Source organism: Winogradskyella psychrotolerans, from assembly GCF_018860565.1.
GTDB lineage: Bacteria > Bacteroidota > Bacteroidia > Flavobacteriales > Flavobacteriaceae > Winogradskyella > Winogradskyella damuponensis.
Genome location: NZ_JAHKPS010000025.1, coordinates 51,747 through 77,482, shown reverse-complemented (window position 1 = coordinate 77,482; position 25,736 = coordinate 51,747). Strand labels below are relative to the sequence as shown.

Annotated in this window: 25 protein-coding genes; 15 read left to right on the top strand and 10 right to left on the bottom strand. The window is 33.1% G+C overall.

Annotated features, from left to right (window positions below):
* Window positions 1-6: 6 nt before the first annotated feature.
* The 3 genes from KO504_RS13185 to KO504_RS13175 all read right to left on the bottom strand — a co-directional run bounded on the left by KO504_RS13185 (window position 7) and on the right by KO504_RS13175 (window position 2,907).
* Entirely contained in the window at window positions 7-720 is a 714-nt protein-coding gene (locus KO504_RS13185) for an ion transporter (RefSeq protein WP_215927615.1), read from the bottom strand.
* Window positions 721-735: 15 nt separating this feature from the next.
* Window positions 736-1,734 (bottom strand): GTPase ObgE, encoded by a 999-nt coding sequence (gene obgE, locus KO504_RS13180; RefSeq protein WP_215927614.1) that lies wholly within the window; start codon window positions 1,732-1,734, stop codon window positions 736-738.
* A gap of 63 nt (window positions 1,735-1,797) precedes the next feature.
* Window positions 1,798-2,907, bottom strand: coding sequence for an adenylate kinase (locus KO504_RS13175; protein ID WP_215927612.1), 1,110 nt, complete (start codon window positions 2,905-2,907; stop codon window positions 1,798-1,800).
* A 155-nt stretch (window positions 2,908-3,062) separates the two neighbouring features.
* Here KO504_RS13175 and KO504_RS13170 point away from each other — a divergent pair, with 155 nt between their 5' ends.
* The 9 genes from KO504_RS13170 to KO504_RS13130 all read left to right on the top strand — a co-directional run bounded on the left by KO504_RS13170 (window position 3,063) and on the right by KO504_RS13130 (window position 10,919).
* Window positions 3,063-4,217, top strand: a complete 1,155-nt coding sequence (locus KO504_RS13170) for a 5-(carboxyamino)imidazole ribonucleotide synthase (RefSeq protein WP_215927610.1) — start codon at window positions 3,063-3,065, stop codon at window positions 4,215-4,217.
* A 2-nt stretch (window positions 4,218-4,219) separates the two neighbouring features.
* Window positions 4,220-4,699, top strand: coding sequence for a 5-(carboxyamino)imidazole ribonucleotide mutase (gene purE / locus KO504_RS13165; protein WP_215927608.1), 480 nt, complete (start codon window positions 4,220-4,222; stop codon window positions 4,697-4,699).
* A 169-nt stretch (window positions 4,700-4,868) separates the two neighbouring features.
* Entirely contained in the window at window positions 4,869-6,899 is a 2,031-nt protein-coding gene (locus KO504_RS13160; RefSeq protein ID WP_215927606.1) for a M3 family metallopeptidase, read from the top strand.
* 12 nt (window positions 6,900-6,911) lie between these two features.
* Complete coding sequence (locus tag KO504_RS13155; RefSeq protein WP_354667401.1) at window positions 6,912-7,709, top strand: hypothetical protein; 798 nt, start codon at window positions 6,912-6,914, stop codon at window positions 7,707-7,709.
* A gap of 47 nt (window positions 7,710-7,756) precedes the next feature.
* Window positions 7,757-8,260: a GbsR/MarR family transcriptional regulator gene (locus KO504_RS13150; RefSeq protein ID WP_215927604.1), complete on the top strand. Its 504-nt coding sequence runs from the start codon at window positions 7,757-7,759 to the stop codon at window positions 8,258-8,260.
* Window positions 8,261-8,650: 390 nt separating this feature from the next.
* On the top strand, window positions 8,651-9,085 hold the full coding sequence (locus KO504_RS13145) for a hypothetical protein (protein WP_215927602.1): 435 nt from the start codon (window positions 8,651-8,653) through the stop codon (window positions 9,083-9,085).
* A gap of 9 nt (window positions 9,086-9,094) precedes the next feature.
* On the top strand, window positions 9,095-9,973 hold the full coding sequence (locus tag KO504_RS13140; RefSeq protein WP_215927600.1) for a methyltransferase domain-containing protein: 879 nt from the start codon (window positions 9,095-9,097) through the stop codon (window positions 9,971-9,973).
* A gap of 96 nt (window positions 9,974-10,069) precedes the next feature.
* On the top strand, window positions 10,070-10,627 hold the full coding sequence (locus KO504_RS13135) for a sigma-70 family RNA polymerase sigma factor (RefSeq protein WP_215927598.1): 558 nt from the start codon (window positions 10,070-10,072) through the stop codon (window positions 10,625-10,627).
* A gap of 25 nt (window positions 10,628-10,652) precedes the next feature.
* Entirely contained in the window at window positions 10,653-10,919 is a 267-nt protein-coding gene (locus KO504_RS13130) for a hypothetical protein (protein ID WP_215927596.1), read from the top strand.
* Here the strand turns inward: KO504_RS13130 and KO504_RS13125 are convergent.
* Window positions 10,893-11,633: a hypothetical protein gene (locus KO504_RS13125; RefSeq protein ID WP_252723693.1), complete on the bottom strand. Its 741-nt coding sequence runs from the start codon at window positions 11,631-11,633 to the stop codon at window positions 10,893-10,895. The two genes, KO504_RS13130 and KO504_RS13125, sit on opposite strands and share 27 nt — an antisense overlap.
* A 214-nt stretch (window positions 11,634-11,847) precedes the next feature.
* On the opposite strand from KO504_RS13125, the gene gcvP reads away from it, so the two are divergent.
* The 4 genes from gcvP (at window position 11,848) to KO504_RS13105 (ending at window position 17,384) form a co-directional block, all read left to right on the top strand.
* Window positions 11,848-14,697, top strand: a complete 2,850-nt coding sequence (gcvP, locus tag KO504_RS13120) for an aminomethyl-transferring glycine dehydrogenase (protein ID WP_215927592.1) — start codon at window positions 11,848-11,850, stop codon at window positions 14,695-14,697.
* Between the two features lie 161 nt (window positions 14,698-14,858).
* Entirely contained in the window at window positions 14,859-15,917 is a 1,059-nt protein-coding gene (locus tag KO504_RS13115; protein WP_215927590.1) for a 3-oxoacyl-ACP synthase III family protein, read from the top strand.
* A 20-nt stretch (window positions 15,918-15,937) separates the two neighbouring features.
* Window positions 15,938-16,474, top strand: a complete 537-nt coding sequence (locus KO504_RS13110) for a methyltransferase (protein WP_215927588.1) — start codon at window positions 15,938-15,940, stop codon at window positions 16,472-16,474.
* Between the two features lie 58 nt (window positions 16,475-16,532).
* Complete coding sequence (locus tag KO504_RS13105) at window positions 16,533-17,384, top strand: glycosyltransferase family 2 protein (RefSeq protein ID WP_215927799.1); 852 nt, start codon at window positions 16,533-16,535, stop codon at window positions 17,382-17,384.
* Window positions 17,385-17,434: 50 nt separating this feature from the next.
* Here the strand turns inward: KO504_RS13105 and KO504_RS13100 are convergent, their stop codons facing one another.
* The gene (locus tag KO504_RS13100) at window positions 17,435-18,241 is read right to left on the bottom strand and encodes a DNA/RNA non-specific endonuclease (RefSeq protein ID WP_215927586.1); all 807 of its coding nucleotides are present in this window, start codon (window positions 18,239-18,241) and stop codon (window positions 17,435-17,437) included.
* 9 nt (window positions 18,242-18,250) lie between these two features.
* A complete protein-coding gene (gene pafA / locus KO504_RS13095) occupies window positions 18,251-19,918 on the bottom strand; it encodes an alkaline phosphatase PafA (RefSeq protein ID WP_215927584.1) in 1,668 nt (555 codons plus the stop codon).
* 112 nt (window positions 19,919-20,030) lie between these two features.
* On the opposite strand from pafA, the gene KO504_RS13090 reads away from it, so the two are divergent.
* Both KO504_RS13090 and KO504_RS13085 read left to right on the top strand, forming a co-directional pair.
* On the top strand, window positions 20,031-20,768 hold the full coding sequence (locus KO504_RS13090) for an MlaE family ABC transporter permease (protein WP_215927582.1): 738 nt from the start codon (window positions 20,031-20,033) through the stop codon (window positions 20,766-20,768).
* Between the two features lie 2 nt (window positions 20,769-20,770).
* The gene (locus tag KO504_RS13085; RefSeq protein WP_215927580.1) at window positions 20,771-21,538 is read left to right on the top strand and encodes an ABC transporter ATP-binding protein; all 768 of its coding nucleotides are present in this window, start codon (window positions 20,771-20,773) and stop codon (window positions 21,536-21,538) included.
* 3 nt (window positions 21,539-21,541) lie between these two features.
* On the opposite strand, the gene KO504_RS13080 is transcribed toward KO504_RS13085, so the two are convergent.
* The 4 genes from KO504_RS13080 to KO504_RS13065 form a co-directional block, all read right to left on the bottom strand.
* Window positions 21,542-23,035 (bottom strand): DUF389 domain-containing protein, encoded by a 1,494-nt coding sequence (locus tag KO504_RS13080; protein WP_215927579.1) that lies wholly within the window; start codon window positions 23,033-23,035, stop codon window positions 21,542-21,544.
* 88 nt (window positions 23,036-23,123) lie between these two features.
* Window positions 23,124-24,212, bottom strand: coding sequence for a mannose-1-phosphate guanylyltransferase (locus tag KO504_RS13075; RefSeq protein ID WP_252723692.1), 1,089 nt, complete (start codon window positions 24,210-24,212; stop codon window positions 23,124-23,126).
* An 11-nt stretch (window positions 24,213-24,223) separates the two neighbouring features.
* A complete protein-coding gene (locus tag KO504_RS13070; protein ID WP_215927578.1) occupies window positions 24,224-24,820 on the bottom strand; it encodes a SprT-like domain-containing protein in 597 nt (198 codons plus the stop codon).
* Between the two features lie 25 nt (window positions 24,821-24,845).
* On the bottom strand, window positions 24,846-25,682 hold the full coding sequence (locus KO504_RS13065) for a DUF4349 domain-containing protein (protein WP_215927577.1): 837 nt from the start codon (window positions 25,680-25,682) through the stop codon (window positions 24,846-24,848).
* Between the last annotated feature and the right edge of the window lie 54 nt (window positions 25,683-25,736).

Below are 25,736 nucleotides of genomic sequence, written 5' to 3'. Positions count from 1 at the left end.
AGGCATCTATTTCTTTTCCTCGCTTGGTTCTACTGCTTTGGTTAGAGAAGACGAAATAATACCAGTAGGTATGGCTACAATTCCCAAACCTATTAACAGCATAAAAAATGTAAAAATACGACCGCCTACTGTGATTGGGTATACATCACCATAACCCACAGTTGTTAAGGTGACTATAGACCACCAAAGACTTGAGAATACAGACGAAAAATGTTCTGGTTGGGCTTCGTTTTCAAAATAATAGATACCTACTGCTGTAAAATAAATAAGCATTAAGGTTATGATCATAAAAAGCACAATTTGTTCTTTTGCTGATTTCATAGCATTAGCAAAATGACGCATAGCTTTATTATAACGAACCAGCTTAAACAATCTAAATAACCGGAACATACGTAATAAACGCAACGAACGTAAATCGATACCAAATGAAAGATAAAAAGGTAGAATAGCTAGAAAATCTACAATGCCAAAAAAACTAAAAACAAATTTAGGTTTACTATCAGCCACATAAATTCGCGCTACATATTCAAAAGTAAAAATCACAACACAAAAAGCCTCAATGGCATTTAAAACCACTCTTGTTTGAGGCTTTAAATCTGGTAAGGTTTCTATTGAAAATGTGATAACCGAAAAAATAATTAAAAACTGAATAAAATATGCAAATCGCCGACTTTGTTTTGATTCGTTTATTTCAACTAAGTTTTTAAGATAGGTTTTCATTATTAAGCTTAGCTCTTAATCATTCAACAACTTCCAAAGTTTATCTTTTAACTCTGTTAATCCTTGGTGAGCTAAAGAAGATATAAACATATATTCTGCTTTTAAGTCTTTATCTAGGATAGTCGATATTTCAGATTTCAACTCATCATCGAGCATATCAGATTTTGAGATTACAACGAGACGTTCTTTGTCTAGCATCTCAGGATTATAACGTCTTAATTCGTCTTCTAAAATTTCGTATTGTTCTACTATATCTTTGGCATCTGCAGGAATTAAAAACAATAGAATTGAATTTCGTTCAATATGTCTTAAAAAGTAGTACCCTAAACCTTTTCCTTCTGCTGCACCTTCTATAATACCAGGAATATCTGCCATTACAAAGGATTTAAAATCGCGATATTCTACAATACCTAAATTTGGTTTTAAGGTTGTAAACTCGTAATCGGCAATTTTAGGTTTTGCAGAAGTTAATACAGATAATAAGGTTGATTTCCCTGCATTAGGAAAGCCTACCAACCCAACATCTGCTAAAACTTTAAGTTCTAAAGTAATATCTTTTTCTTTAAGTGGAATTCCGGGTTGTGCATAGCGTGGAGTTTGGTTTACTGAACTTTTAAAATGCCAGTTACCACGACCTCCCATACCTCCTTCAACGACTATTCTTTCTTCACCATCTTCGGTAATTTCAAATAGAATCTCATCTGTTTCAGAATCACGTACAACCGTTCCTAAAGGCACTTCAACATAGACATCTTCTCCATCTGCACCTGTACTTCTACCAGAACTACCATGTGCTCCATGACCAGCTCTAAAGTGTCTCTTAAATTTCAAGTGAATAAGTGTCCAAAGGTTAGAGTTTCCTCTTAAAATCACGTGACCTCCTCTACCGCCATCACCGCCATCTGGTCCACCTTTAGCAATATATTTTTCGCGATGTAAATGCGACGAACCTTTACCTCCATTTCCGGAAGTAACATGCATTTTTACGTAGTCAACAAAATTTCCTTCAGTCATATTCATTTCCCACCAAAGTGGGAATCTTTTTAGTTAGATTCCTATTTTAGTAGGAATGGTAATTTATAATTTATCTATTACAGTACTTAAACGCACTGTAATATCTTCAACACTACCAACACCATTAACACCAAAATATTTATTTTGATCAGTGTAGTAATCTTTTAAAACAGCCGTTTTAGTATAGTATTGTTTTATTCGGTTTCTTATGATACTCTCATCTGCATCATCAGTTCTTCCACTCGTTTCCCCACGTTTAAGTAAACGCTCTACTAAAACCTCATCATCAACCTCTAGAGCCACCATAGCGTCAATTTGAGAATCTTTATCTTCCATTAACGCATCTAAGGCTTTTGCTTGTGCATTGGTTCTTGGAAAACCATCAAAGATAAAACCATTAGCACCTGCATTTTTCTCCACCTCTTTATTCAACATATCAATAGTAACCTGATCTGGCACTAATTCTCCTTTATCCATAAAAGACTTAGCTAACATTCCTAAAGCGGTTTCGTTTTTGATATTAAATCTAAAAACGTCACCTGTAGAGATGTGTATTAAATCGTATTTCTCTTTTAGAAAATTAGCTTGTGTTCCTTTACCTGCTCCCGGAGGGCCAAATAGTACTATGTTTGTCATATGTTGTGTTGTTTTTAATTGATATACATCTGGCAAATCTCTTCCTAATCCATTATAATCAAGTCCATAACCAACGATGAACTTATTAGGAATTTCTATACCGACGTAATGAAGTTTAAAGTCTTTATTATAGGCTTCGGGTTTGTAAAACAGCGTTGCAATAATCAATTGCTTTACATTTTCGTTTTCAAAAATACGATGCACTTCTTCCAGAGTGTTTCCTGAATCTATAATGTCTTCTAAAATAACAACTGTACGCCCTGTTAAATCTTGGGTTAACCCAATTAAGCGTTGAATATCTTCTGTAGACTTCACACCTTCATAAGAGGCCAGTTTAATAAAAGTAACTTCACATGGCTTTGGGTATTTTTTTACAAAATCGCTTACTAACATAAACGAGCCATTTAAAATCCCAATAAACACAGGTACTTCATCTCCTAAATCCTTAGCAATACCATCTACCATTTTTTGGACAGCGGTATCTATTTCTTGTTCAGATATAAAAGGTTTAAAGTATAAATCGTGAAGCTTAATCACTTTCTTTTTATTTTAGAGTTGCAAAGATACATATTTGATTGCTTTTTAAGGGATTTTTGATTTAGGAATTTAGAGGGATGTATGATATTTAGCGTATTTTTGCTATAAATTAAGTTGAATCTTTTAAAATATTTCCACTTTCGTGGAAAGTGAACATGAACTATTTTTCTTCAAATTTTAAACTCGGAATTCTTGGTGGTGGCCAACTTGGCAAAATGATGTTATACGATACGCGTAAGTTTGATATTTACACTTGTGTCTTAGATTCTAGTCCTGATGCACCATCACGACTGGCCTGCGACGAATTCACCGTTGGCGATTTATTAGACTACGACACCGTAATTAACTTCGGAAAACAGGTTGATGTATTAACTTTTGAGATTGAAAATGTTAATGTAGATGCTTTAGAAACACTTGAAAAACAAGGTGTAAAAGTGTTTCCTTCGTCTAAAACATTACGAACCATTCAAAATAAAGCCACACAAAAATTATTTTATCGCGATCATAATATTCCGACAGCAGATTTCTCAAGATTTGCATATACGTCTGAAATTGATGAAGCTGTAGATCATGGAGGCTTAAATTATCCTTTTGTATGGAAAAGCGCTCGATTTGGTTATGATGGCACAGGTGTAAAAGTGGTTAGAAATCTTTCTGACTTAACGGATTTACCAAATGTGGAATGTATTACAGAACAGTTAATTCCATTTAAAAATGAATTAGCTGTAATTGTGGCTAGAAACGCACAAGGAGATGTTAAAACGTATCCGGTTGTTGAAATGGAATTTCATCCTGAAGCCAATCAAGTGGAATATGTGATTTGCCCGGCTAGAATTCCTGATGCTATTGCAAAGAAGGCAGAATCTGTTGCATTAAAAGTAGCAGCAGAATTTAAACATGTGGGGCTATTGGCTGTGGAAATGTTTCAAACTGAAACTGATGACATTTTAGTAAACGAAGTCGCACCAAGACCACATAATTCTGGTCATTATAGTATTGAAGCCAGTTATACCTCACAATTTGAACAACAGATCAGATGTATTTTAGGCTTACCACTTGGCAATACCGAAAGTAAAGTCGCTGGAGTAATGGTTAACCTTGTTGGTGCCGAAAACCACACCGGGAATGTAGTGTATAAAAACATTGAAAACATCTTAGCTATGGATGGCGTAACTCCACATATTTACGGTAAAAAACAAACCAGACCATTCCGAAAAATGGGCCATGTAACTATTGTTAACAAAGAGATCTCTGTAGCTCGTAAAATAGCAGAACAAGTAAAACAAACAATCGAAGTAATTAGCGAATAAAAATGAGTAAAGTAGCCATAATAATGGGAAGTAAAAGCGACATGCCAGTAATGCAAGACGCTATAGATATATTAAACGGTTTTGATATTGAAATTGAAGTTGATATCGTTTCGGCACACAGAACCCCTGAAAAATTATTCGATTTTAGTAAAAATGCTCATAAAAGAGGCATCAAAGTAATTATAGCTGGCGCAGGTGGAGCAGCTCATTTACCAGGAATGGTAGCCTCTATGTCTCCGTTACCAGTTATTGGTGTTCCTGTAAAAAGCAGTAATTCTATAGATGGTTGGGATTCTGTATTATCCATTTTACAAATGCCAGGCGGAGTACCTGTAGCTACTGTAGCTTTAAACGGAGCCAAAAATGCAGGAATTTTAGCTGCTCAGATTTTAGGCAGCGCAGACCAATGTGTTTTAGACAAAATAATGGTTTATAAAGAAGGACTAAAATCTAAAGTTATAGACTCTGCAAAAAACCTATAAAAAAAGCCTCAATTTACATCAAGGCTTTTTTTTGCTATTAATCAATTCTTAGTAGTAAAATACATCACTAAAAAGATTTTACAAAAGTACAACCAACTTCTGTAATCAGCCTCTTAAATTTTAGTTAAAAAACAGATTATCAATTATTTAGTAAGAAAAATAACATAAAATGACAATTCTTAATAATTCATTCAATACTCCTTATAAAACAGCCCCTTTTTCTAAAATAAAAACAGAAGATTATCTATCGGCTTTTAATATTGCCATAGAAAAAGCAAAAGCCGAAATTGATACCATAACAGCAAACACTGAAGCACCAACTTTTAAAAACACCATCGAAGCCTTAGATTATTCTGGTGAAGAGTTAGATCGTCTATCTAGTATTTTCTTTAATTTGAATTCTGCTGAAACTAATGACGAGATTCAGAAAATTGCACAAGAGGTTTCACCTTTACTTTCAGATTTCAGCAATGACATTACGTTAAATGAAGCCTTATTTAAACGCGTAAAAGCAGTTTACGATGCTAAATCTAGTTTAAATTTAACTACAGAGCAAGACACGCTTCTCGATAAAAAATATAAAGGATTTTCTCGTAATGGAGCTAATTTACCTGAAGATAAGAAAGAAAAACTTCGTGCCATTGACAAAGAATTAAGTCAATTAAAATTAAAATTCGGAGAACATATTTTAGCGGAAACAAATAAATTTGAAATGCACCTAATGGACGAATCTGACCTTTCAGGTTTACCAGAAGGCGCCAAAGAAGCCGCTAAACAATTAGCCGAAAGCAAAGACAAAGACGGTTGGTTAATCACCTTAGATTACCCAAGCTATATTCCGTTTATGACCTATGCAGACAACAGAGCTTTTAGAGAAAAATTATCTAAAGCCTTTGGTAGAAAAGGATTTCAAAACAATGAACTAGACAATCAAAACATTGTTCTTAAAATAGCGCAATTGCGTTTTGAGCGTGCTCAACTTTTAGGTTACAAAACACATGCTCACTTTGTATTGGAAGAGCGTATGGCAGAAACGCCAGAAAAAGTAACGTCATTTTTAAACGAATTATTAGAAAAAGCGAAACCAGCGGCTAATGCAGAATTTGAAGAATTAGAAGCTTTCGCAAAAGAACTAGATAGTATTGACCAATTACAAAAATGGGATTCTGGTTATTATGCTGAAAAGTTAAAACAAAAATTATTCGACTTGGATGATGAGCAATTAAAACCGTATTTCAAACTAGAAAATGTAATCAATGGTGCTTTTACAGTAGCTAATAAATTATTCGGGTTACAGTTTGAAGAAATTAATACCATTGATAAATATCACGAGGACGTTTTAACGTATAAAGTTACGGATAGCGAAGGAGAATTAGTTTCCATTTTCTATGCCGACTTTTTCCCAAGAGCAGGAAAACGAAATGGTGCTTGGATGACGTCTTTTAAACCACAGATGATAAAAGATGGTAAAAATGAAAGACCACATGTATCTATCGTATGTAACTTTACAAAACCAACAAAAAGTAAACCATCATTATTAACCTTTAATGAAGTCACAACGTTGTTTCATGAATTTGGTCACGCCTTACATGGTATGTTAGCCAATACCACGTATCCAAGTATATCTGGAACTAGCGTATATTGGGATTTTGTTGAATTACCAAGTCAGGTATTAGAAAATTGGTGCTACGAAAAAGAAGCTTTAGAATTATTTGCAACACATTACGAAACAGGCGAAGTCATCCCAATGGAACTGGTTGAAAAAATAAAAGCTTCAGCAACCTTTCACGAAGGTATGCAAACCTTACGTCAATTGAGCTTTGGTTTATTAGATATGTCGTGGCATGGTATTGATCCTTCAAATATTACAAATGTAAAGTCTCATGAAGTTGAAGCCTTTGGAGATACAAGTCTGTATCCTGATGTCGCAGAAAATTGTATGAGCACGTCGTTTTCGCATATTTTTCAAGGAGGCTATTCTTCTGGCTATTACAGTTACAAATGGGCAGAAGTTTTAGATGCAGATGCCTTTGAATATTTTAAAGAAGAAGGCATTTTTAATAAAACCGTGGCAGATAAGTTTAAAACCTTTGTGTTATCTCAAGGAGGTACAGATAATCCAATGACTTTGTATAAAAAGTTTAGAGGACAAGAACCAAAACCTGAAGCCTTATTAAGACGTGCAGGCTTGTTGAAATAAAACGTAACGTTAGTGCGTTCACTATTTATGAGCTTATTAAAACTTATTGGGCATATAGCAATCATTTTAGTTTTAACAATAATCACGCAAATTGGAGGTATTATTTGGCTTCTGGCTATTATTATTTCAAACAAAATCAAAAAGGGAAAACGCATTGTTTTCCCTTTACTTTACTTAATATTTAACCTTGTTATCATTCCGCCAATTGCTACTCATTTTGGAAGAGAAAAATTACCATGGTTTGATAAGCATTTAAAACCTCGAAATTGGTTTTACCCCTTAGCTTTTAGAAATTATGTGAATTCCAATTTGAAAAGCGAATTAGAAAACTCAGCTCACGTTTTATCTTCTTCAGGTATTGCAATTACCTATTTAGATGCTAATTTCCCTTTTATTGATGGCTTTCCCTTATTGCCGCATTTAAGTCATAATGACGGAAAAAAGATAGATTTATCTTTTATGTATTTAGATCACAATGGCATTTCAACCTCTAAAAAACCTTCAATTTCTGGTTATGGTGTTTATGCTAATACCGATAAAAATTACAGCTTTAAATCTTGTTTAGAAAAAGGCTATTGGCAGTATGATTTTACAAAGTATTTTACACTTGGAACGATTCATAACCTAAAACTAGATAACCCCAAAACAGTGCTTATAATTAAACAATTGCTTTCTGCGCCTTCAACCCAAAAGCTATTTATTGAACCACATCTGAAACAATCACTCGGTTTAGGTCATGAATCTAAAATTCGATTTCACGGTTGTAAAGCAGTACGACACGATGACCATATCCATTATCAAATCAAATAAACTTTCAAAGATTATTGAAAGTTTAAAAATTATTATATATTTGTATTATGGAATATCAAGAAGCAAAAGAAAAATTTATTAGCACTTGGGGAAGTTTAGGCTCACTTTGGGGCATCAATAAAGCAATGGCTCAAATACAAGCCTTACTTTTTATTTCCACGCAGCCTTTGTCTATGGAAGACATTATGGAAGATCTTAAAATTTCACGCGGTAATACCAGTATGAATTTAAGACAATTGATGGATTGGGGCATTGTCACTAAAGTGTTGGTATCTGGTGAACGTAAAGAGTTTTTTACTACGGAAAAAGACGTACAAGAATTAGCACGCATCGTCGCCAAAGAGCGCAGCCGAAGAGAAATTAGACCTGTGATTAAAGTTCTTGAAGAGGTCTCTACAATAAAAGAGGATGGCACTGAAAAAACAAAAGAGCTCATTAAACAAACCAAGGCTTTAAATCAATTAACGCAAGATTTAGATACTTTAATGAATAAGATGGTGAATCAAAAACAAAACTGGTTAACGAAGTCGGTTTTAAAACTGATGAAGTAGCACGTATATTTTTTTAAAACAAACTTTCAATTTTTTCTGAAAGTTTAAAAACAAAGAAAACATGAAGCATTTTTACGATATCAACAAATTGTTAATCCTGATTACTCTGTTTCTTTACTTAACTTTTTGGGGAGGCATTATGGTACAAATTGTTTTAGGTCTTGTTCAAATTTTAATGAGTATCACGCTTATAGTTCATTTTAAAACGCTCTCTAAACCTGTCAAAAACCTATTTAAAAGTTATGTAATTACAACGGCATCCTTTATTGTACTCTTTCGGATTATAAGCCATTTCGGAATTGGAGGATTCCAACTCATATTTCTATGGTTATTCGTTTCAATGGGTCTTGCCCTATTCCATTTCTATATCACTTATAAAATTAAATTATCATGAAAACACAAATTCCAAATTGGTTAATCATTCTAGGTGGCTGTGGACAAATATTCACCGCATTAATTTATCCTTATATAAGACACAAGGTTTTTGACTGGTATAATGATGTGAAACAGCTAAAACCTCTAAATCAAGAAATCGCAAAAACGTATGGCAGATATATTCAAGGTTTAAATTTTTCTTTTGGATTAATTGCTATCGTAATGCCTAACGATTTACAAAACGGATCAAACTTAGCTATTGCCTTAACCGGACTTATTGCAGCATATTGGGTTGGGAAAGTCGCTACACAAATTGCATATTATTCCATGTATCAAATACCACAGAAATTAATTTTCAAGATCGGTAGTTATTTCATGAATACTTTGTTCACACTATTTACTGTGGTTTACACGTGGTTATTAATGATAAATCTTAGTTCAATCTTATAAATTTCCATTATGAAAACACAAGTACTACCTATTGACAGCTATTCTGAAAAAAACAAAATAGAAATGATAGATTTCTATAACGAAGCCTCAGAAGATTACGAATTTTGGAGTCAAGACTTTAACATGCATTTTGGTTATTATGCACCGTTTAAAACTAATCCTTTTAAACGCGACCGCATGCTTAATCAAATGAATGCTCAGGTTATAAAACGACTTCAAATTAACACTAAAAAACATAGACTCATCGATTTAGGTTGTGGTATGGGCGGCACGATGCGCTATGCCTTAAAACAACATCAAAATATCATCACTTATGGAGTCACACTTTCTGATTTTCAAGTGAAACATGGGAATGATTTATTACAAGGAAAAAATGGTATTATTCTAAAAGAAAACTATAACCACACCTCATTTCAATCGCATTCCTTTGATTCGGCTGTAGCCATAGAAAGCTTTTGCCATTCCGGTCACGGAGAAAATTCATTAAAAGAAGCGTATCGTATTTTAAAACCTGGCGGAAGACTAGTCATCGCAGATGCCTTCCTAAAAAAAGAGCGTTCAGAACTTTGCAAAGGAGCAGAATATGCCTATAACCGTTTATGCGATCATTGGAGTCTTGAAAAACTGGAAACCCACACTTTTATAAAGCAAAAGTTACAGGACTTAGGTTTCATAAATATTACAATTGAAGACACCTCCCATTGCGTTGCCCCTTCTGTACTACACGTACCATTTGCAATTACGGGCTTTATACTCAAAAAATTATTGAGTTTTAAATCTATAAAAAGAGAAAGTCTTCACAACTTAAAAGGATCATTCTACGCATTATTAACAGGATTACACCTCAAAAGTTTTGGGTATTATATTATTAGCGCCACAAAAAAATAATGAGATATGCACATTATGTAATTTTACTTTAATTTTTAGAACTAAATTATATTTAAAAATTTTAACCTATTTTTGAGTCAGCAATGAAAATGAAAAATGCCTAAGCATCAAATAAACCCAAACAATTGGGTAAAATCATATTCAGATTATTTATTTAATTACACAATTACTCGTGTTAATAGCAGAGAAATTGCTCAAGATTTAATATCTGAAACATTCTTAGCAGGCCTTAAATCCATGAAAAACTTTAAGGGTGAAGCGAGTGAACGCACGTGGCTAATCTCTATTTTAAAACGTAAAATCATTGACCATTACCGAAAAATAAATTCTAATAAAGGTAAAGCCGAAGTTAGAATGAGTTACAACAGTGATACAGACACTGAAGGTGATTGGTTAGAAGAGCGCGTGGCAGATGCCAGTGACAAAACTGCTGAAGACCATTTAGTGAATTCAGAATTAGGTGACGCCATCTACGATTGTTTAGGGAAATTACCTGCAAAACAAGCCGACGTTTTTAAGATGAAAACCATTTTAGGTTATGATACAGAAACCATTTGTAATGATTTAGATATTACTGCGTCTAACCTATGGGTTATTATACACAGAGCACGAACTGCATTAGCAGAATGCATGGAAGATAATTGGTATAAATAATATTCCGTTTACAAGGACATTAAAAATGAAAAAAAGTTTTTTATTTATTAGCTGTGATGAAGCAAAGCATATTTGTGACAAAGTACAATATGATGAGGCTTCTTCTTGGGAACAATTTAAACTAAGATTACGTCTTATGTATTGCCACATTACAAAGAAGTATTCTAATAAAAACAAGAAATTATCTGAAACCATAGAAAAATCAAAAGTTCAGTGTCTCAAAACTGAAGAACTAAAAAAGCTTCAATCACAATTTGATAAAGAATTAGCGAAGCAACAACAAGACCAGTAGCCAAATAATAGGCAAACCTTCTACCCAAAACGCACTAAAATATTTTGATTGATTTTTGTTTGAAAGAAGCAATAATACTAGTGTAATAATAGTCGTTATTACAATAGCAATAATGGATACATCTAATAATTCATCTTTAAAAAACTCTAACATCAAAAAAACAACTAAAAGGGCTACTCCTATAATTTTAGTGTTTTTAACCCCTATTTTTTGAGGTATTGTTGCCAACTTTAAACTATCGTAATTTAGATCTCTAATCTCAAACGGCAACATTAATACAAGCACATAACAAAACCTTTGCACACCTATAATTACGCTATCAGAACTTATCACAATATCATTATTTAACATGGGCAACAAAACCGTTGTAAGCATCCATATTAATGCAATAAGGTAAACTTTTAAACCACTGACTTGCCTTAAATTCTTATGGTCATCAAACAAATACTGTTTAGGAACCATTATCGGAATAGCATAAAAGAATGTAATAATTCCAAGAATAACAATAAGTACTAATGCATTAAACTCAAGCTTTAGTACAAAATAACACATAGCTAAAAAGGCTAGAAAAGAAAACACTTGTAACGCTTTTAGCCAGCTGGCCAAACTGCGATGATGAAACTTAACGATTCCAAAATATTTCACAAAATTATATCCCGTTATCGTCGCAAAAAAAACAAAACTTAAAAGAGATTTATCATAATCAATATTCATCTCTATTAGTGTTATCCATGCTAAGGCATAAGCGGCTAATGCAACATGAATACTACTATTCAAATAAAAGTTAAAGATGCGTTTTAAAACTCTCATTCAACAAAAGTAAGGAATGTGTTAATAACCTATCATTTCGGTTAAAAACTTTAGTTTTCATTAACTAAAAAATTAGGCTAAATCCTTACTTTTGCAGAACTAAATAAATTATTTTTTAATGGACACAACCTCATTTGCACTCAGACATATTGGCCCAAATTCAACCGAACAACAAGCCATGTTAGACACTATAGGTGTTAAAGATTTAGAACAATTAATTACTGAAACTATTCCAGACAATATCCGTTTAGAAAACGATTTAGATCTTGATGCTGCAATGAGCGAACAAGAGTATCTAACTCACATTTATAAACTATCACAACTCAACAAAGTCTACAAATCTTACATAGGTTTAGGCTATCATCCTACAAATTTACCTGCTGTAATTCAGCGAAACATATTAGAAAACCCAGGATGGTATACTGCTTACACACCTTATCAAGCAGAAATTGCTCAAGGTAGATTAGAAGCATTATTAAATTTCCAGACCATGATTATTGATTTAACAGGTATGGAAATTGCCAATGCATCACTTTTAGATGAAAGTACTGCAGCCGCAGAAGCTATGGGGCTTTTATTTGCTGTTAGAGATCGTGCTCAAAAGAAAGCCAATGTCAATAAATTCTTTGTTTCAGATTTAGTATTGCCACAAACTATTGCACTACTAGAAACTAGAGCAAACCCAATAGGAATTGAATTAGTAATTGGTAACGAAGCAGAATACAACCTTTCTGAAGACTATTTTGGTGCCTTATTACAATATCCTGGAAAAAATGGTCAAATTACAGACATTAAATCCTTTATAGAACAAGCCAACGCTAAAAACATTAAAGTCGCTGTTGCTGCAGATATTTTAAGTCTAGTAAAACTTGAAGCGCCAGGTAAATTTGGAGCAGATGTAGTTGTTGGAACAACACAACGCTTTGGAATCCCAATGGGTTATGGAGGTCCTCATGCTGCTTTTTTTGCAACTAAAGAAGCTTACAAACGAGATGTTCCTGGTCGTATTATTGGTGTAACCAAAGACAAAAATGGCAATAGAGCTTTGCGTATGGCATTACAAACGCGTGAACAGCATATTAAACGAGACAAAGCAACATCTAACATCTGTACAGCTCAAGTACTTTTAGCTGTTATGGCAGGAATGTATGCTGTTTATCATGGTCCAAAAGGCTTAACTTTTATTGCAGATAAAGTTAAGAACTCGACCTCTACTCTTGCCAATGCTCTAGAAAAACTAGGATTAGAGCAAGTAAACTCTCACTACTTTGATACGCTTCAAATAAAAACAGATGCTGTAAAGGTTAAGTATGAAGCAGAAAAACGTGAAGTTAATTTTCATTATCCAGACACCAATACAGTAACAATTTCAATAAATGAAACTACAACTATTGAAGACTTAAATGAAATTATTTCAATTTTTGAAAATGCAACAGGTAACACTACAGATAAAATTGCATCTATTTCTCATATAAAAACCATTCCAGATCATTTAAAACGTCAGTCTGAGTTTTTAACGTTTGAAGTTTTTAATACCTACCATTCTGAAACAGAATTAATGCGTTATGTAAAACGTTTAGAGCGCAAAGATTTGGCTTTAAATCACTCAATGATTTCATTAGGGTCTTGTACTATGAAATTAAACGCAGCATCTGAAATGCTACCACTAAGTTGGCCAAATTGGGGAAATATACATCCATTTGTACCTGCAGACCAGCCTATAGGTTATAAATTAGTATTAAAAGAATTAGAAAACCAATTATCAGAAATCACTGGATTTGCAGCAACATCACTTCAACCAAATTCTGGTGCCCAAGGTGAATTCGCCGGTTTAATGGTTATTAAAGCTTACCATGAATCTCGTGGAGATCACCATAGAAACATTTGTTTAATTCCATCATCTGCTCACGGGACAAACCCAGCAAGTGCTGTTATGGCAGGTATGAAAGTGGTTGTTACCAAAGCTTCAGAAAATGGTAATATCGATGTCGAAGATTTAAGAGAAAAAGCAGAATTACATAAAGATAATCTTTCTGCGATAATGGTTACTTACCCTTCAACACATGGAGTTTACGAATCTGCGATAAAAGAAATCACACAGATTATTCACGATAACGGCGGACAAGTTTATATGGATGGTGCTAACATGAATGCGCAAGTAGGCTTAACTAATCCTGGAAATATTGGTGCTGATGTTTGTCACTTAAATTTACACAAAACATTTGCCATCCCTCATGGAGGAGGTGGACCAGGTGTTGGACCAATATGTGTAGCAGAACAATTAGTTCCTTTTTTACCAGGAAACCCAATTGTAAAAACAGGAGGTCATCAAGCAATTTCGGCTATTTCTGGCGCTCCTTTTGGATCATCATTAGTTTGCCTTATTTCTTATGGCTATATTAAAATGTTAGGCTACAGAGGCTTGAAAAAATCGACCGAAATTGCGATACTAAATGCAAACTATATTAAAGAACGTTTAAAAGGATCGTACCCAACTTTATATTCAGGAGAAATGGGAAGAGCCGCTCACGAAATGATTATAGATTGTCGTGATTTTAAAGCCAATGGCATTGAAGTTACAGACATTGCAAAACGTTTAATGGATTATGGATTCCACGCACCAACAGTATCATTTCCGGTAGCAGGAACCATGATGATTGAACCTACAGAAAGTGAAAGTAAAGCAGAAATGGATCGTTTTTGTGATGCTATGATTTCTATTAGAAAAGAAATTGATTCATCCTCTAAAGACGAATCCAATAACATATTAAAAAATGCACCTCATACTTTAGATATGCTAACTGCTGATGAATGGACACTACCATACAACAGAGAAGCGGCAGCATTTCCTCTAGATTTTGTGAGAGACAATAAATTTTGGCCAAGTGTAAGACGTGTCGATGATGCCTATGGAGATAGAAACCTTATTTGTAGTTGTGCACCAATTGAAGATTACATGGAAGCTTAAAAATAGTATTATAAAAAATTTACAAATTGAAATCTTTTTTATGCATTTCAAATTATAAACAGCAATTATTACGAATTCATTAAAAATTAAAGCATTAAAACTTTAAATTATAGAAAATTCTATAATATTAAGTAGCTTCGTAGTATTGAAATTAAAGAACTATGGCAATTAGAATTACAGGAACGGGAAGTTATATACCAAGTATTGTTGAAAAAAATGAAGATTTTTATAATCATCAATTTTTAAATGCTGATGGAACTTCAATTGATAGCCCTAATGAAATTATTGTAAAAAAATTTGAAGCTATAACAGGTATTCAGGAAAGGCGCTATGTTAATGAAAAACAATTAAACAGTGATATTGCTTTTATTGCGGCAACAAAAGCTATTGAAGATGCTGGTATTGACAAAGAGAGCTTAGACTATATTATTGTTGCCCACAATTATGGCGATATAAAATATAACACAGAACAGAGCGACACTGTACCTAGTATAGCATCGCGTGTTAAACATTTGCTGCAAATTAAAAATCCTAAATGCGTAGGTTACGATTTACTTTTTGGTTGTCCTGGTTGGATAGAAGGAGTCATTCAAGCCAACGCATTTATCACAGCAGGTATTGCTAAACGCTGTTTAGTAATTGGTAGCGAAACCTTATCTAGAGTTATTGACAAACACGATAGAGATTCAATGATTTATAGTGATGGCGCAGGAGCTGTTATTATTGAAAAAAATGATGAAAAAGGTGGAATTTTAGCACATGAAACAGCGACTTATGCTTTAGATGAAGCACATTTTATATTTTTTGGAGAAACCAATAATCCTGAGATTACAGACCAACGTAGATACATTAAAATGTATGGTCGTAAAATCTATGAATTTGCGCTTTCTAATGTTCCAATGGCATTAAAATCTTGTCTCGAAAAAAGCGGCAAGTCCATTACCGATGTTAAAAAAATATTGATTCATCAAGCTAATGAGAAAATGGACGAAGCCATTGTGAAACGGTTTTATAAACTATACCAAATGAAAATGCCTCAAGGCATAATGCCAATGTCTATAAATAGGCTTGGCAATTCTAGTGTAGCAACCGTACCTACGTTATTAGATATAATTTTAAAAGATCAATTAGAAAATCAAGAAATTAATAAAGGTGATATTATAATGCTTGCAAGTGTTGGCGCTGGTATGAATATCAATGCTATTGTATATCAATATTGATTTTACTGATTCAACAATAGATGTACGAAAAAACATATCCAAATAAACGCTTTAAACTCACCCTTCAGTTTTTACAAAAACATGTTAATCTATCGGATTCGATCTTAGATTTAGGTGTTAAAAATCCGTTTTCAGAAATTATGATTTCTGAAGGTTACTCGGTTGAAAATACTACAGGTAAAGATTTAGATGAAGAACGTTCTGAAATTGAAGACTCGTCTGCAAAAGTAGTAACCGCCTTTGAGATTTTTGAACATTTTTTATCTCCTTATGAAGTTTTAAAATCGATTAAAGCAGACAGAATTCTTATCAGTGTACCATTAAAGCTCTGGTTTGTTTCAGCTTATAGAAGTAAAACAGATATGAGAGACAGACATTACCATGAGTTTGAAGATTGGCAACTCGATTGGCTTTTAGAAAAAACAGGATGGATAATTAAAGACCGACAAAAATGGACTAATCCCGTAAAGAAATTTGGTATAAGACCTATTTTGAGGCATTTTACTCCACGTTATTATATTGTCTATGCAGAAAGAGGTATAAATTCCAAAGCATAAATCCCTAATTTCAATTGCGTTTTACTTAGCTTTGAAACTTAGTATTTTGAAATTTCTAATGGATATTTACATCATCATTCCTGCTCACAACGAAGAAGATTACATTGGTAAAACTTTAGAATCTTTGGTGCAACAAACACTATTACCTAAAGCATTAGTTGTTGTAAATGATAATTCATCAGACGCTACTCAAAATATTGTTGAAACCTATGCTTCAAAATACACTTGGTTATCTATTGTAAACTCTAAGTCTTCAGACCTACATTTACCTGGATCAAAAATAATTCATGCTTTTAATAAAGGTTTCGAATCATTAGACAACAACTTTGACATCATTTGTAAATTTGATGCCGATCTTATTTTTCCAAAAGATTATTTAGAAAAAATAGCAGACCATTTTCGGTCTAATCCAAAATTAGGAATGGCTTCTGGGTTCTGTTATATTAAAGAAAATAATGCATGGGTTCTTGAAAACCTAACCAATAAAGATCATATTAGAGGAGCTCTTAAAGCCTATAGAAAAGAATGTTTTAATCAAATAGGGCAACTCAAACCTTCTATGGGATGGGATACGGTAGATGAATTATTAGCAAAATATAATGGTTGGGAAATTCTTACTGATGAAACACTTCATGTAAAACACTTAAAACCCACAGGACTATCTTACAATAAAGCCTCTAAGTATTTACAAGGTGAAGCTATGTATAAAATGCGCTATGGCTTTTGGATCACCTTAATCTCTGCTTTAAAATTAGCATCGAAAAAAGGGAGTTTCAAACTATTTAAAGATTATATGTCTGGCTATTTTAGAGCTAAATCTAATAAATTAGAATTTTTAGTTTCTAATGAAGAAGGGCAGTTTATTAGAGACTTACGCTGGGATGGAATAAAGGGGAAATTTCTAAAATAAAAATACTACCTGTACGCTATTATTTTTTTCTAATTAGAGCGAGAAATCACTTAGAAACTCCAACTTTTATAACTACTCGATGCTTCTAATCTATCTTCAATAGCATCATCTAACTGCGGAAAAAAATCAATTCCAGTTGCAGCTTCAACCTCATCTACAGAAACCACGAATTTATACAATGGTAAATCTGAGTTTTCATGATTCATAATAAAAGCAAGCATTTTTATTTTTCCATTGGTATTGTCTAATATCACTTTATAAAACTGATTAGGTACAGCGACATCTTCTTCTCCAATCACTTTTAGTCCATTTTTAAGAATACCTCCAGTGACTACAAAAACACCATCATTCTTTTTCGCCCAATACCTTACTTTCTGTTCTAACCTATTCCAAACACCTGCATTGAATTGATGTTCTTGTGGACTTATATTACTCGTTAAAAAAGTTTCGTCATGCGCTTCTTTAGTAAAACGTCTATCTCCAGCAGGACACAAATGCCCCTTATCGTAACCCGATTTTTTATAATTTCCCCAATGTGCAGCTCCTGTTTTTACGGCATTATCAATTTCAAAATAAGGTCGTTTATGATTTGTAGAACTTAGATGTGATGCTTTCAACTCATAAGCCACCCATTCGGCTTGTTCATGAGGCTCACTATACGATAAGGAATAGTTTTGATGATGAATTATTTGGTTCGTTGTACTTGTTGGCAAGTAATACGCGTTGGTGCCTTCTTTTACCGCTTGCCCTTCATTTACGATTTCAGTTTTTTCTTCTGAGTTTAAAAAATACTCATAACTGTAAATGCCAATGACAATGATGATGGCTATTATAGTAAATATTGGTTTTCTTTTCAAAATAAGCGTTTAATCAATAACAAACCCTAAAGGTTGACCTGTTGCTCCATTGGGAAAACTAATGCCTAAAAGTGCAGAAATTGTTGGCGCAATATCTGGAATTACAGTTTTATCAAATGTTTCACCATGCTTAACCCCTTTACCAAAAAATAATAAAGGCACATGAGTATCGTAATTTAAACCACTACCATGAGTAGAACCCGTTTTACTATATGAAATAAAGGCTGTGTCATTAACTAACAACACATCTCCTGAACGCTTTTGGTTAAATCCATTTTGCAACAACATTTCTACTCCATTTGAAAAACTTGATGAACTCATCGTTGTGGCTGTATAAACTTTAGAAATATTCTTATAATTCAACTGCTCCATTGCAATCGCATTTTGAACATCAATAAGGTTTAAATCTAAATCCTCTACTTTCTTTCTGTCTAAGAATATTTGTCCATTACTAATATTTTCAACAATATCATTAGTGCCATAAGTCGCCTCTAAAAAAGTATTAAATTTTTCTTTTCTATCTTTATTATCTACATAACCAGAAGGTATTCTTGCCGAAGTTAAATAAGAAGGTACGTCTACTGCTCCATGATCTGCAGTAAGAAAAACAGTGTATTCCCCTTTACCCACTGTAGCATCTAAATATATAAATAAGCGTTCTAAATCTTTATCTAAACGTAAGTAGGTGTCCTGGATTTCTTTAGAGTTTACACCAAAATTATGACCTACATAATCCGTCGCAGAAAAGCTTACTGCTAAAACATCTGTAATTTGATCTTGCCCTAAACCTTCTGCTTTAATTGCTGCTATAGCAAAATCTGTAGTTAAGCTATTGCCATAAGGTGTTGCTTTTAAAATATCGAAACCTCTATTGTCTTTACTTAATGCTTTTAAATCGTAAGGAAATGTAGCCTTTTCTTTGCCTTTAAAGCCTCCTTCAAACGTATTTTCATCAACTCCGCTTTCAGTATACGTTGAAATATCATAAAGAGTATTCCATTCTTTTAAGTAAGATTCTGCATGAGTTTCGGTATTAAAATCTTTTACCCATTTTGGCAAATCATTCATATAAAACGAACTTGAAATCCAACGCCCTTCATCTCTTCCATGAAACCAATATGCTGCATTTGCAACATGACCTGCTGGCAAAATAGCTCCTCTATCTTTTAAAGAAATCCCAATAGTTTTACCTTGCATTTGCGTAAACAACCTGTTCTCGTCAGCAAAACTTGTTGTTTGCATTCTGTGTGGTGACATTTTCCCTGCTTTATGCTCAGTTCCCACCGATTTCACATTGTCATCTCCTGCACAATACACCATTTCCTTAGTTTCCTTATCATACCAGTTATTACCTATGATTCCATGAATTTTTGGAGTAGTTCCAGTGTATACAGATGCATGTCCTGGGCCTGTATAGGTTGGTATATAATTAAAATGATTGTTTTTACAATTGAATCCTTCATTTATCATGCGGTTAAAACCACCATCTCCAAATTTAGATTCAAAACGTGTTAAATAATCATAGCGCATTTGGTCTACCACAATTCCAACAACTAGTTTAGGTCTAGAGCTTGTTTCTGTTATAGAAGTAGTTTCTGTAGTTTCTATTGTAGTATTTTGAGAGCTACAAGAATTAAACAAAAACAAAATGGAAGCTATAGTGAAGATTTTTTTCATTTCTATATGTCTTTTATATCAATCTCAAAAATACAATTTTTATGTTATCTTAATTTTAATTTAGGGTAATTTCCTAATCATTTTTTATACTTTAGCACTAATTAAATTAAACATGATTTACCTACATAATATAGGCACTTATTTTATAATGATTAAGGATATTTTTCGTAGACCTACAAAATGGTCTGTGATGAAACCTTTAATTTTAAAAGATATAGATGATCTTATTATAGGCTCATTAGGAATTGTTGCTTTTATTTCATTTTTTGTAGGAGGAGTTGTTGCTATTCAAACTTCGTTAAACATGACGAGTCCTTTGATGCCAAAATATCTAGTAGGTTTTGCCACCAGACAATCTATAATACTAGAATTTGCTCCAACTTTTATTTCTATAATTATGGCGGGTAAAGTTGGTTCTTTTATCACATCAAGTATAGGAACAATGCGCGTTACTGAGCAAATTGACGCACTAGAGGTTATGGGAATAAATGCTATTAACTACCTTGTTTTTCCAAAATTTATTGCTCTAACACTTTATCCTTTTGTAATCTCTATCGCCATGTTTTTAGGGATTCTTGGAGGACTTGTAGCTTGTGTCTATGGTGGCTATGGTACTATGGAAGATTATATTGAAGGTGTAAAAATGGACTTTATTCCGTTTCACTTCATCTACGCTTTTGTAAAAACCTTTGTATTTGCATTTTTATTAGCAACTATACCTTCGTATTACGGTTATTTTATGAAAGGAGGCGCTTTAGAAGTTGGTAAAGCGAGTACAACTTCTTTTGTATGGACTAGTGTTATGATTATATTAGTTAACTTTTTACTAACCAGTTTATTACTTGGCTAATTATGATAGAGGTTAAAGACTTACATAAATCGTTTGGAGATGCTCATATTTTAAAAGGCATAACAACCTCTTTTGAAAAAGGAAAGACCAACTTAATTATTGGACAAAGTGGCTCAGGTAAAACGGTATTTTTAAAATGCTTATTGGGCTTATTTGAATATGAAGAAGGCTCAATTTCTTATGACGGAAAGATTTTTAGCAAATTAAGTCCGAATGAAAAGCGCGCATTACGTGCCGAAATAGGCATGGTTTTTCAAGGCAGTGCTTTATTTGATTCTATGACTATTGCCGAAAATGTGATGTTTCCATTACGTATGTTTACAAAACAAAGTAAAAGTGAAATGGAAGATAGAGTTAATGTGGTTCTAAACCGTGTTAATCTGCCTGATGCTCATAAAAAAATGCCTAGTGAAGCTTCTGGTGGTATGCAAAAACGTGTTGCTATTGCAAGAGCAATTGTAAACAACCCTAAATATTTATTTTGTGATGAACCTAACTCTGGTTTAGATCCAAAGACAGCTATTGTCATCGATAATTTAATCCAAGAAATCACAGACGAATTCAATATTATTACAGTCATTAATTCTCACGATATGAATTCTGTGATGGAAATTGGCGAAAAAATTGTGTTCTTAAAAGATGGGCTAAAAGCATGGGAGGGCTCTAACAAAACCATATTTAAAACTGATAACGAAGTGGTAACTGATTTTGTTTACTCTTCTAATTTATTTAAGAAAGTACGAAAAATGTACCTCGAAGAAAGTGACTAATCTTTAGTTACGTTTAATAAATACGGTATCTACTTTTAATTCGTTTTTTAGCCATTTTTGTAAATCGCGCTCTTTCATAAAAACTAAACTATCTGCAAGTTGAACTTTCCATCTTACATTAGCAACAGTCACTGTATCTATATTTATAAAATCTTTTGACTCTAACATTTTAGCATAGCCAAAATATTCTAAATCGCTAAATTTAATTTTGGCGTCACGAGACAATGTACTAAATGATACTGCATCTTGATTTGTATTTTTAGACTCTATGACTTTATTTAAATTAGAAATATTTGCTTGTAGTTCTTCTATTTGTTTTTGCAAGCCCTCAATCACATTGTCCTTTCTATCTAGGTCTGCATAAGCTCTATCTAAAGATTGCGCCATACGATCTACACTTCTTGTTTTATTAGCGTTAATAACTAATCTAAACTCACTAAGGTCCGCAGATTTATTCTTAGCATTTTGCCACGCGGTAACAATCTCGTCACTTACTTCCCCATTAAAATACAAGTTTATTATTTTTGCATCCATATCTAGATCTTCATCATATAACCACAGACTACGGTTCTCTGTTATCTCTTCTTTTAAGAAACTCTTATAAGCCATATCTATTTTGCTCTCTTTCAATACTGTTAAAAATGTCCAAATTGCAGGAATCATTACAATAACAGCAACAGCCATTGCTACTCTAGAAATACGTTTTCGTTTTGCAGAATTAGCATATTTAAGCATTGGAAAACGCAATACTTTTAAAACTAAAAATGTTGCTAAAGCTATAAATATGGTATTAATAGTAAATAAATACATAGCTCCACCAAAAAAGCTCCAATTCCCCATAGCCAAACCATAACCAGCTGTACACAAAGGAGGCATTAAGGCTGTAGCAATTGCAACACCAAATATTACAGAAGCTATAGTTCCTTTTTTGGTTCGTGCAATTATTAAGGCTAAACCACCAAAGAAAGCAATTAAAACATCTCTGATATCTGGTCTCGTTCTTCCTAAAAGTTCTGAAGTTTCTGTACTCAGCGGAAATAACCAAAAGAATAAAAATGCCGTTAATAAACTTAAGACAATCATTGTGGCTAAGTTTATTAAAGACTTCTTTAATGTATCAATATCATTAATAGCTATAGACAATCCAACCCCTAAGATTGGCCCCATTAATGGCGAAATTAACATGGCTCCAATAACAACAGCTGTAGAATCTGCATTTAAACCAATGGAAGCCACAAAAATAGAACAAACCAAAATCCAAGCGGTTGCCCCTTTGAATGGAATATCATGCTTAATAGCAGTAATGGTGGCATCTCTATCTGTATCATCTCTAAAATCGAGTAATTCAGTTAAAAACAATTTTATACTTGCAAATAAACCTTGTGCATCTTTCTTAACGGCGTCCTTCTTTTCTTCAACAGCTTTCTCTTTGTTCATCTCATTAGTGATGCGCTGCTCCTCTTCCTCTGAAAAATTAAATTTATGTTCTTCGCTCATAGTTTAAAAAAAATTCAAATTTTATAATTAAAAACCTAAAAATCAGTAATCAATATATTAAATGTATACCGCTAATAAAACAAAAGGTTTATCCATATTCTTCACCAAAATTGGCTTTTACATTTTGTAGCACTTTTTTAATATCTTGTTCTTTTTCCTTAGGAAAGATAAGCAAAACTTCGTCTTTATCTACAATGATATAATCTTTTAGTCCATCGACAACAATAATTTTATCTGCCTTAGAACGAATCATATTACCATGAGCATCTTCTAATAAGGTTTTAGCATTAACCACAGCATTAGCATTGTCGTCTTTATCTAACTTATCGTATAGGCTTCCCCAAGTTCCTAGGTCATTCCAATCGAAAGTAGCAGGAATCACATAAACATTATCACTCTTTTCCATAAGCGCATAATCTACAGATATGTTTTCTGCTTTTTCGTAATTATCACGAATAAAATCGTCTTCAAATTCTGTATTGTAAACGCTATAACCACTTTCAAATAATTGATACAATTTAGGTTGGTTATTTTTGAATGCCGAAATAACAGATTTAGCACTCCACATAAAAATCCCGGCATTCCACAAAAAGTTCCCTTGGCTTATAAAGGATTTTGCCGTGTCATAATCGGGCTTTTCTCTAAATTGGTTGACTGGTTTAATTTCAGTCATAGCCGATTTATCATATTCAATATAACCATACCCTGTATTAGGAAATGTTGGCGTAATCCCCAAAGTCATTAAAGCATCGTTAGATTGGCAATAATCAAAAGCTGTTTTTACATTATTAGAAAAAGCGGCTTCATCTTCAATCCAATGATCACTTGGTGCTACAATCATTACTGCATCTTCATTTTCTTTCTGAATTTTTAAGGCTGCATATAAGATACACGGAGCTGTATTGCGCATGGCTGGTTCTAAAACCACTTGACGTTTGGTAACGTTTGGTAATTGTTCAAAAACAAGATCATTATAACGTTCATTGGTTAATATAAAAATATTCTCTTCTGGAATTAACTGTGCTAAGCGATTAAATGTTTTTTGTATTAATGTATCTCCAGTACCAAGCATGTCGTGAAACTGCTTAGGAAAATCTTCTGTACTTACAGGCCAAAATCTTGAACCAACTCCTCCTGCCATTAAAATGGCGTAATAATTTGAATTTTTGCTATCCATCAATCTATGTTTTAATCTAAAACCTCTACTTCTGCATTGGGGTTAAACAAATATAATTTACCCGAATTAATTTCTACACATTCGTAGCGCTTTCTTCTTTTATTTCCTTTTTTAAACACTCTACCGTTGTAAAGTTTAAAGGTTGTATTCAAAGGTACTTCAAAAACATAGGTCTTATCGTTACTTTCGTCAAATTGCTTTAAGGCATAGGCGAGCTGCGTATCTGTATCGCTAGACGCTTTTGGATTTTTAAAATGATTAGCTAATAATGGCAATAACTCTAACGGAAAAATTTCGGGTCTTAAAAACGGCAACATTAAATGCTGAAAGGTATGCTTCCACTCTTTTCCATGTGGCTTAATAAGCCTTCCGTATGTTTTATAAGCTTCAAAATGGGCTATCTCGTGAATTAATGTCATTAAAAATCGATAAACATTTAAATTAGAATTAATCGTAATCTGATGTTTCCCATTTGGTAATTCTCTATAATCTCCGTGTCGCGTTTTACGCTCATTTTTCACTTTTACAACTAAATGATCAATAGCTAAAAGCTCTGTAATCATGGGTTGTGCCGCTGGAGGAATAAAATTTAAAAGCTGTGTTTGCATTACTGCAAAAATAAGCGTTAAATTATTACTTTTTAAGTCTTTTTCTAATCAAAATAAACACAACAATTCCTATTATTACAAATGGCCAAATATACACTAGACCTATAAAAAACAATTTCAAAACATCCCAACCTGAAGTAAAACCGTCTTTAATTTCAGATAGAAATGTTTTTCTATAATGCTCTGGTTCTTCTTTATATTCTACAGTTTCATATAAATCAATCTGAATGGTACTAAAGGCTACTTTATTGGTTAAATATTTTAATTGCCCTTGACTCGATTCAATTTCCTCTTGAATACGTTGTAATTTTTCTTCAACATCTAATAAGTCTTCAACACTTTTTGCTTTTGTTCTAAGAATAGATTCGTAGCGCTCCTTAACCTCTAATTTAGTTTTCAATCTAGTTTCTACATCTATAAATTCGGAAGTCACATCTTTAGTGGTTATATTTTCATATTCAATAAATTCGGCAACACGACTTATAGAATCCATAATAACATCAAAATCTTTAGAAGGTACTTTTAACGTGAATCGGTTTTCTTTTTTATAAAGATTATTCTCGAAGCGTAAATCTGAGACATAAGAATTGTATGCTTCAGAAATACGCTTGACTCGTTCTGTAGCTATTTTTACATCTTCAACTTTGTACCTCACATTTGCAGATTTAATGATTTTTAAATGTTTTAATTCTAATTTTGGAGTCTCGGTAGTGCTATCATCAGTTTCAATGGCTTCAAAATCGGCTTTAACCTCAACACTTTCTAAAGCAAAGTTTTCCGAGGACTCTGAATGATTACATGCCACTAATAATACGGCTAGTACCCATAATTTTAATACTGTTTTTAATGATTTACGTTTCATAATTCTTTATTTTTAAGATTTAAAACCAAATCTATATTGAAACATGTATTAGCA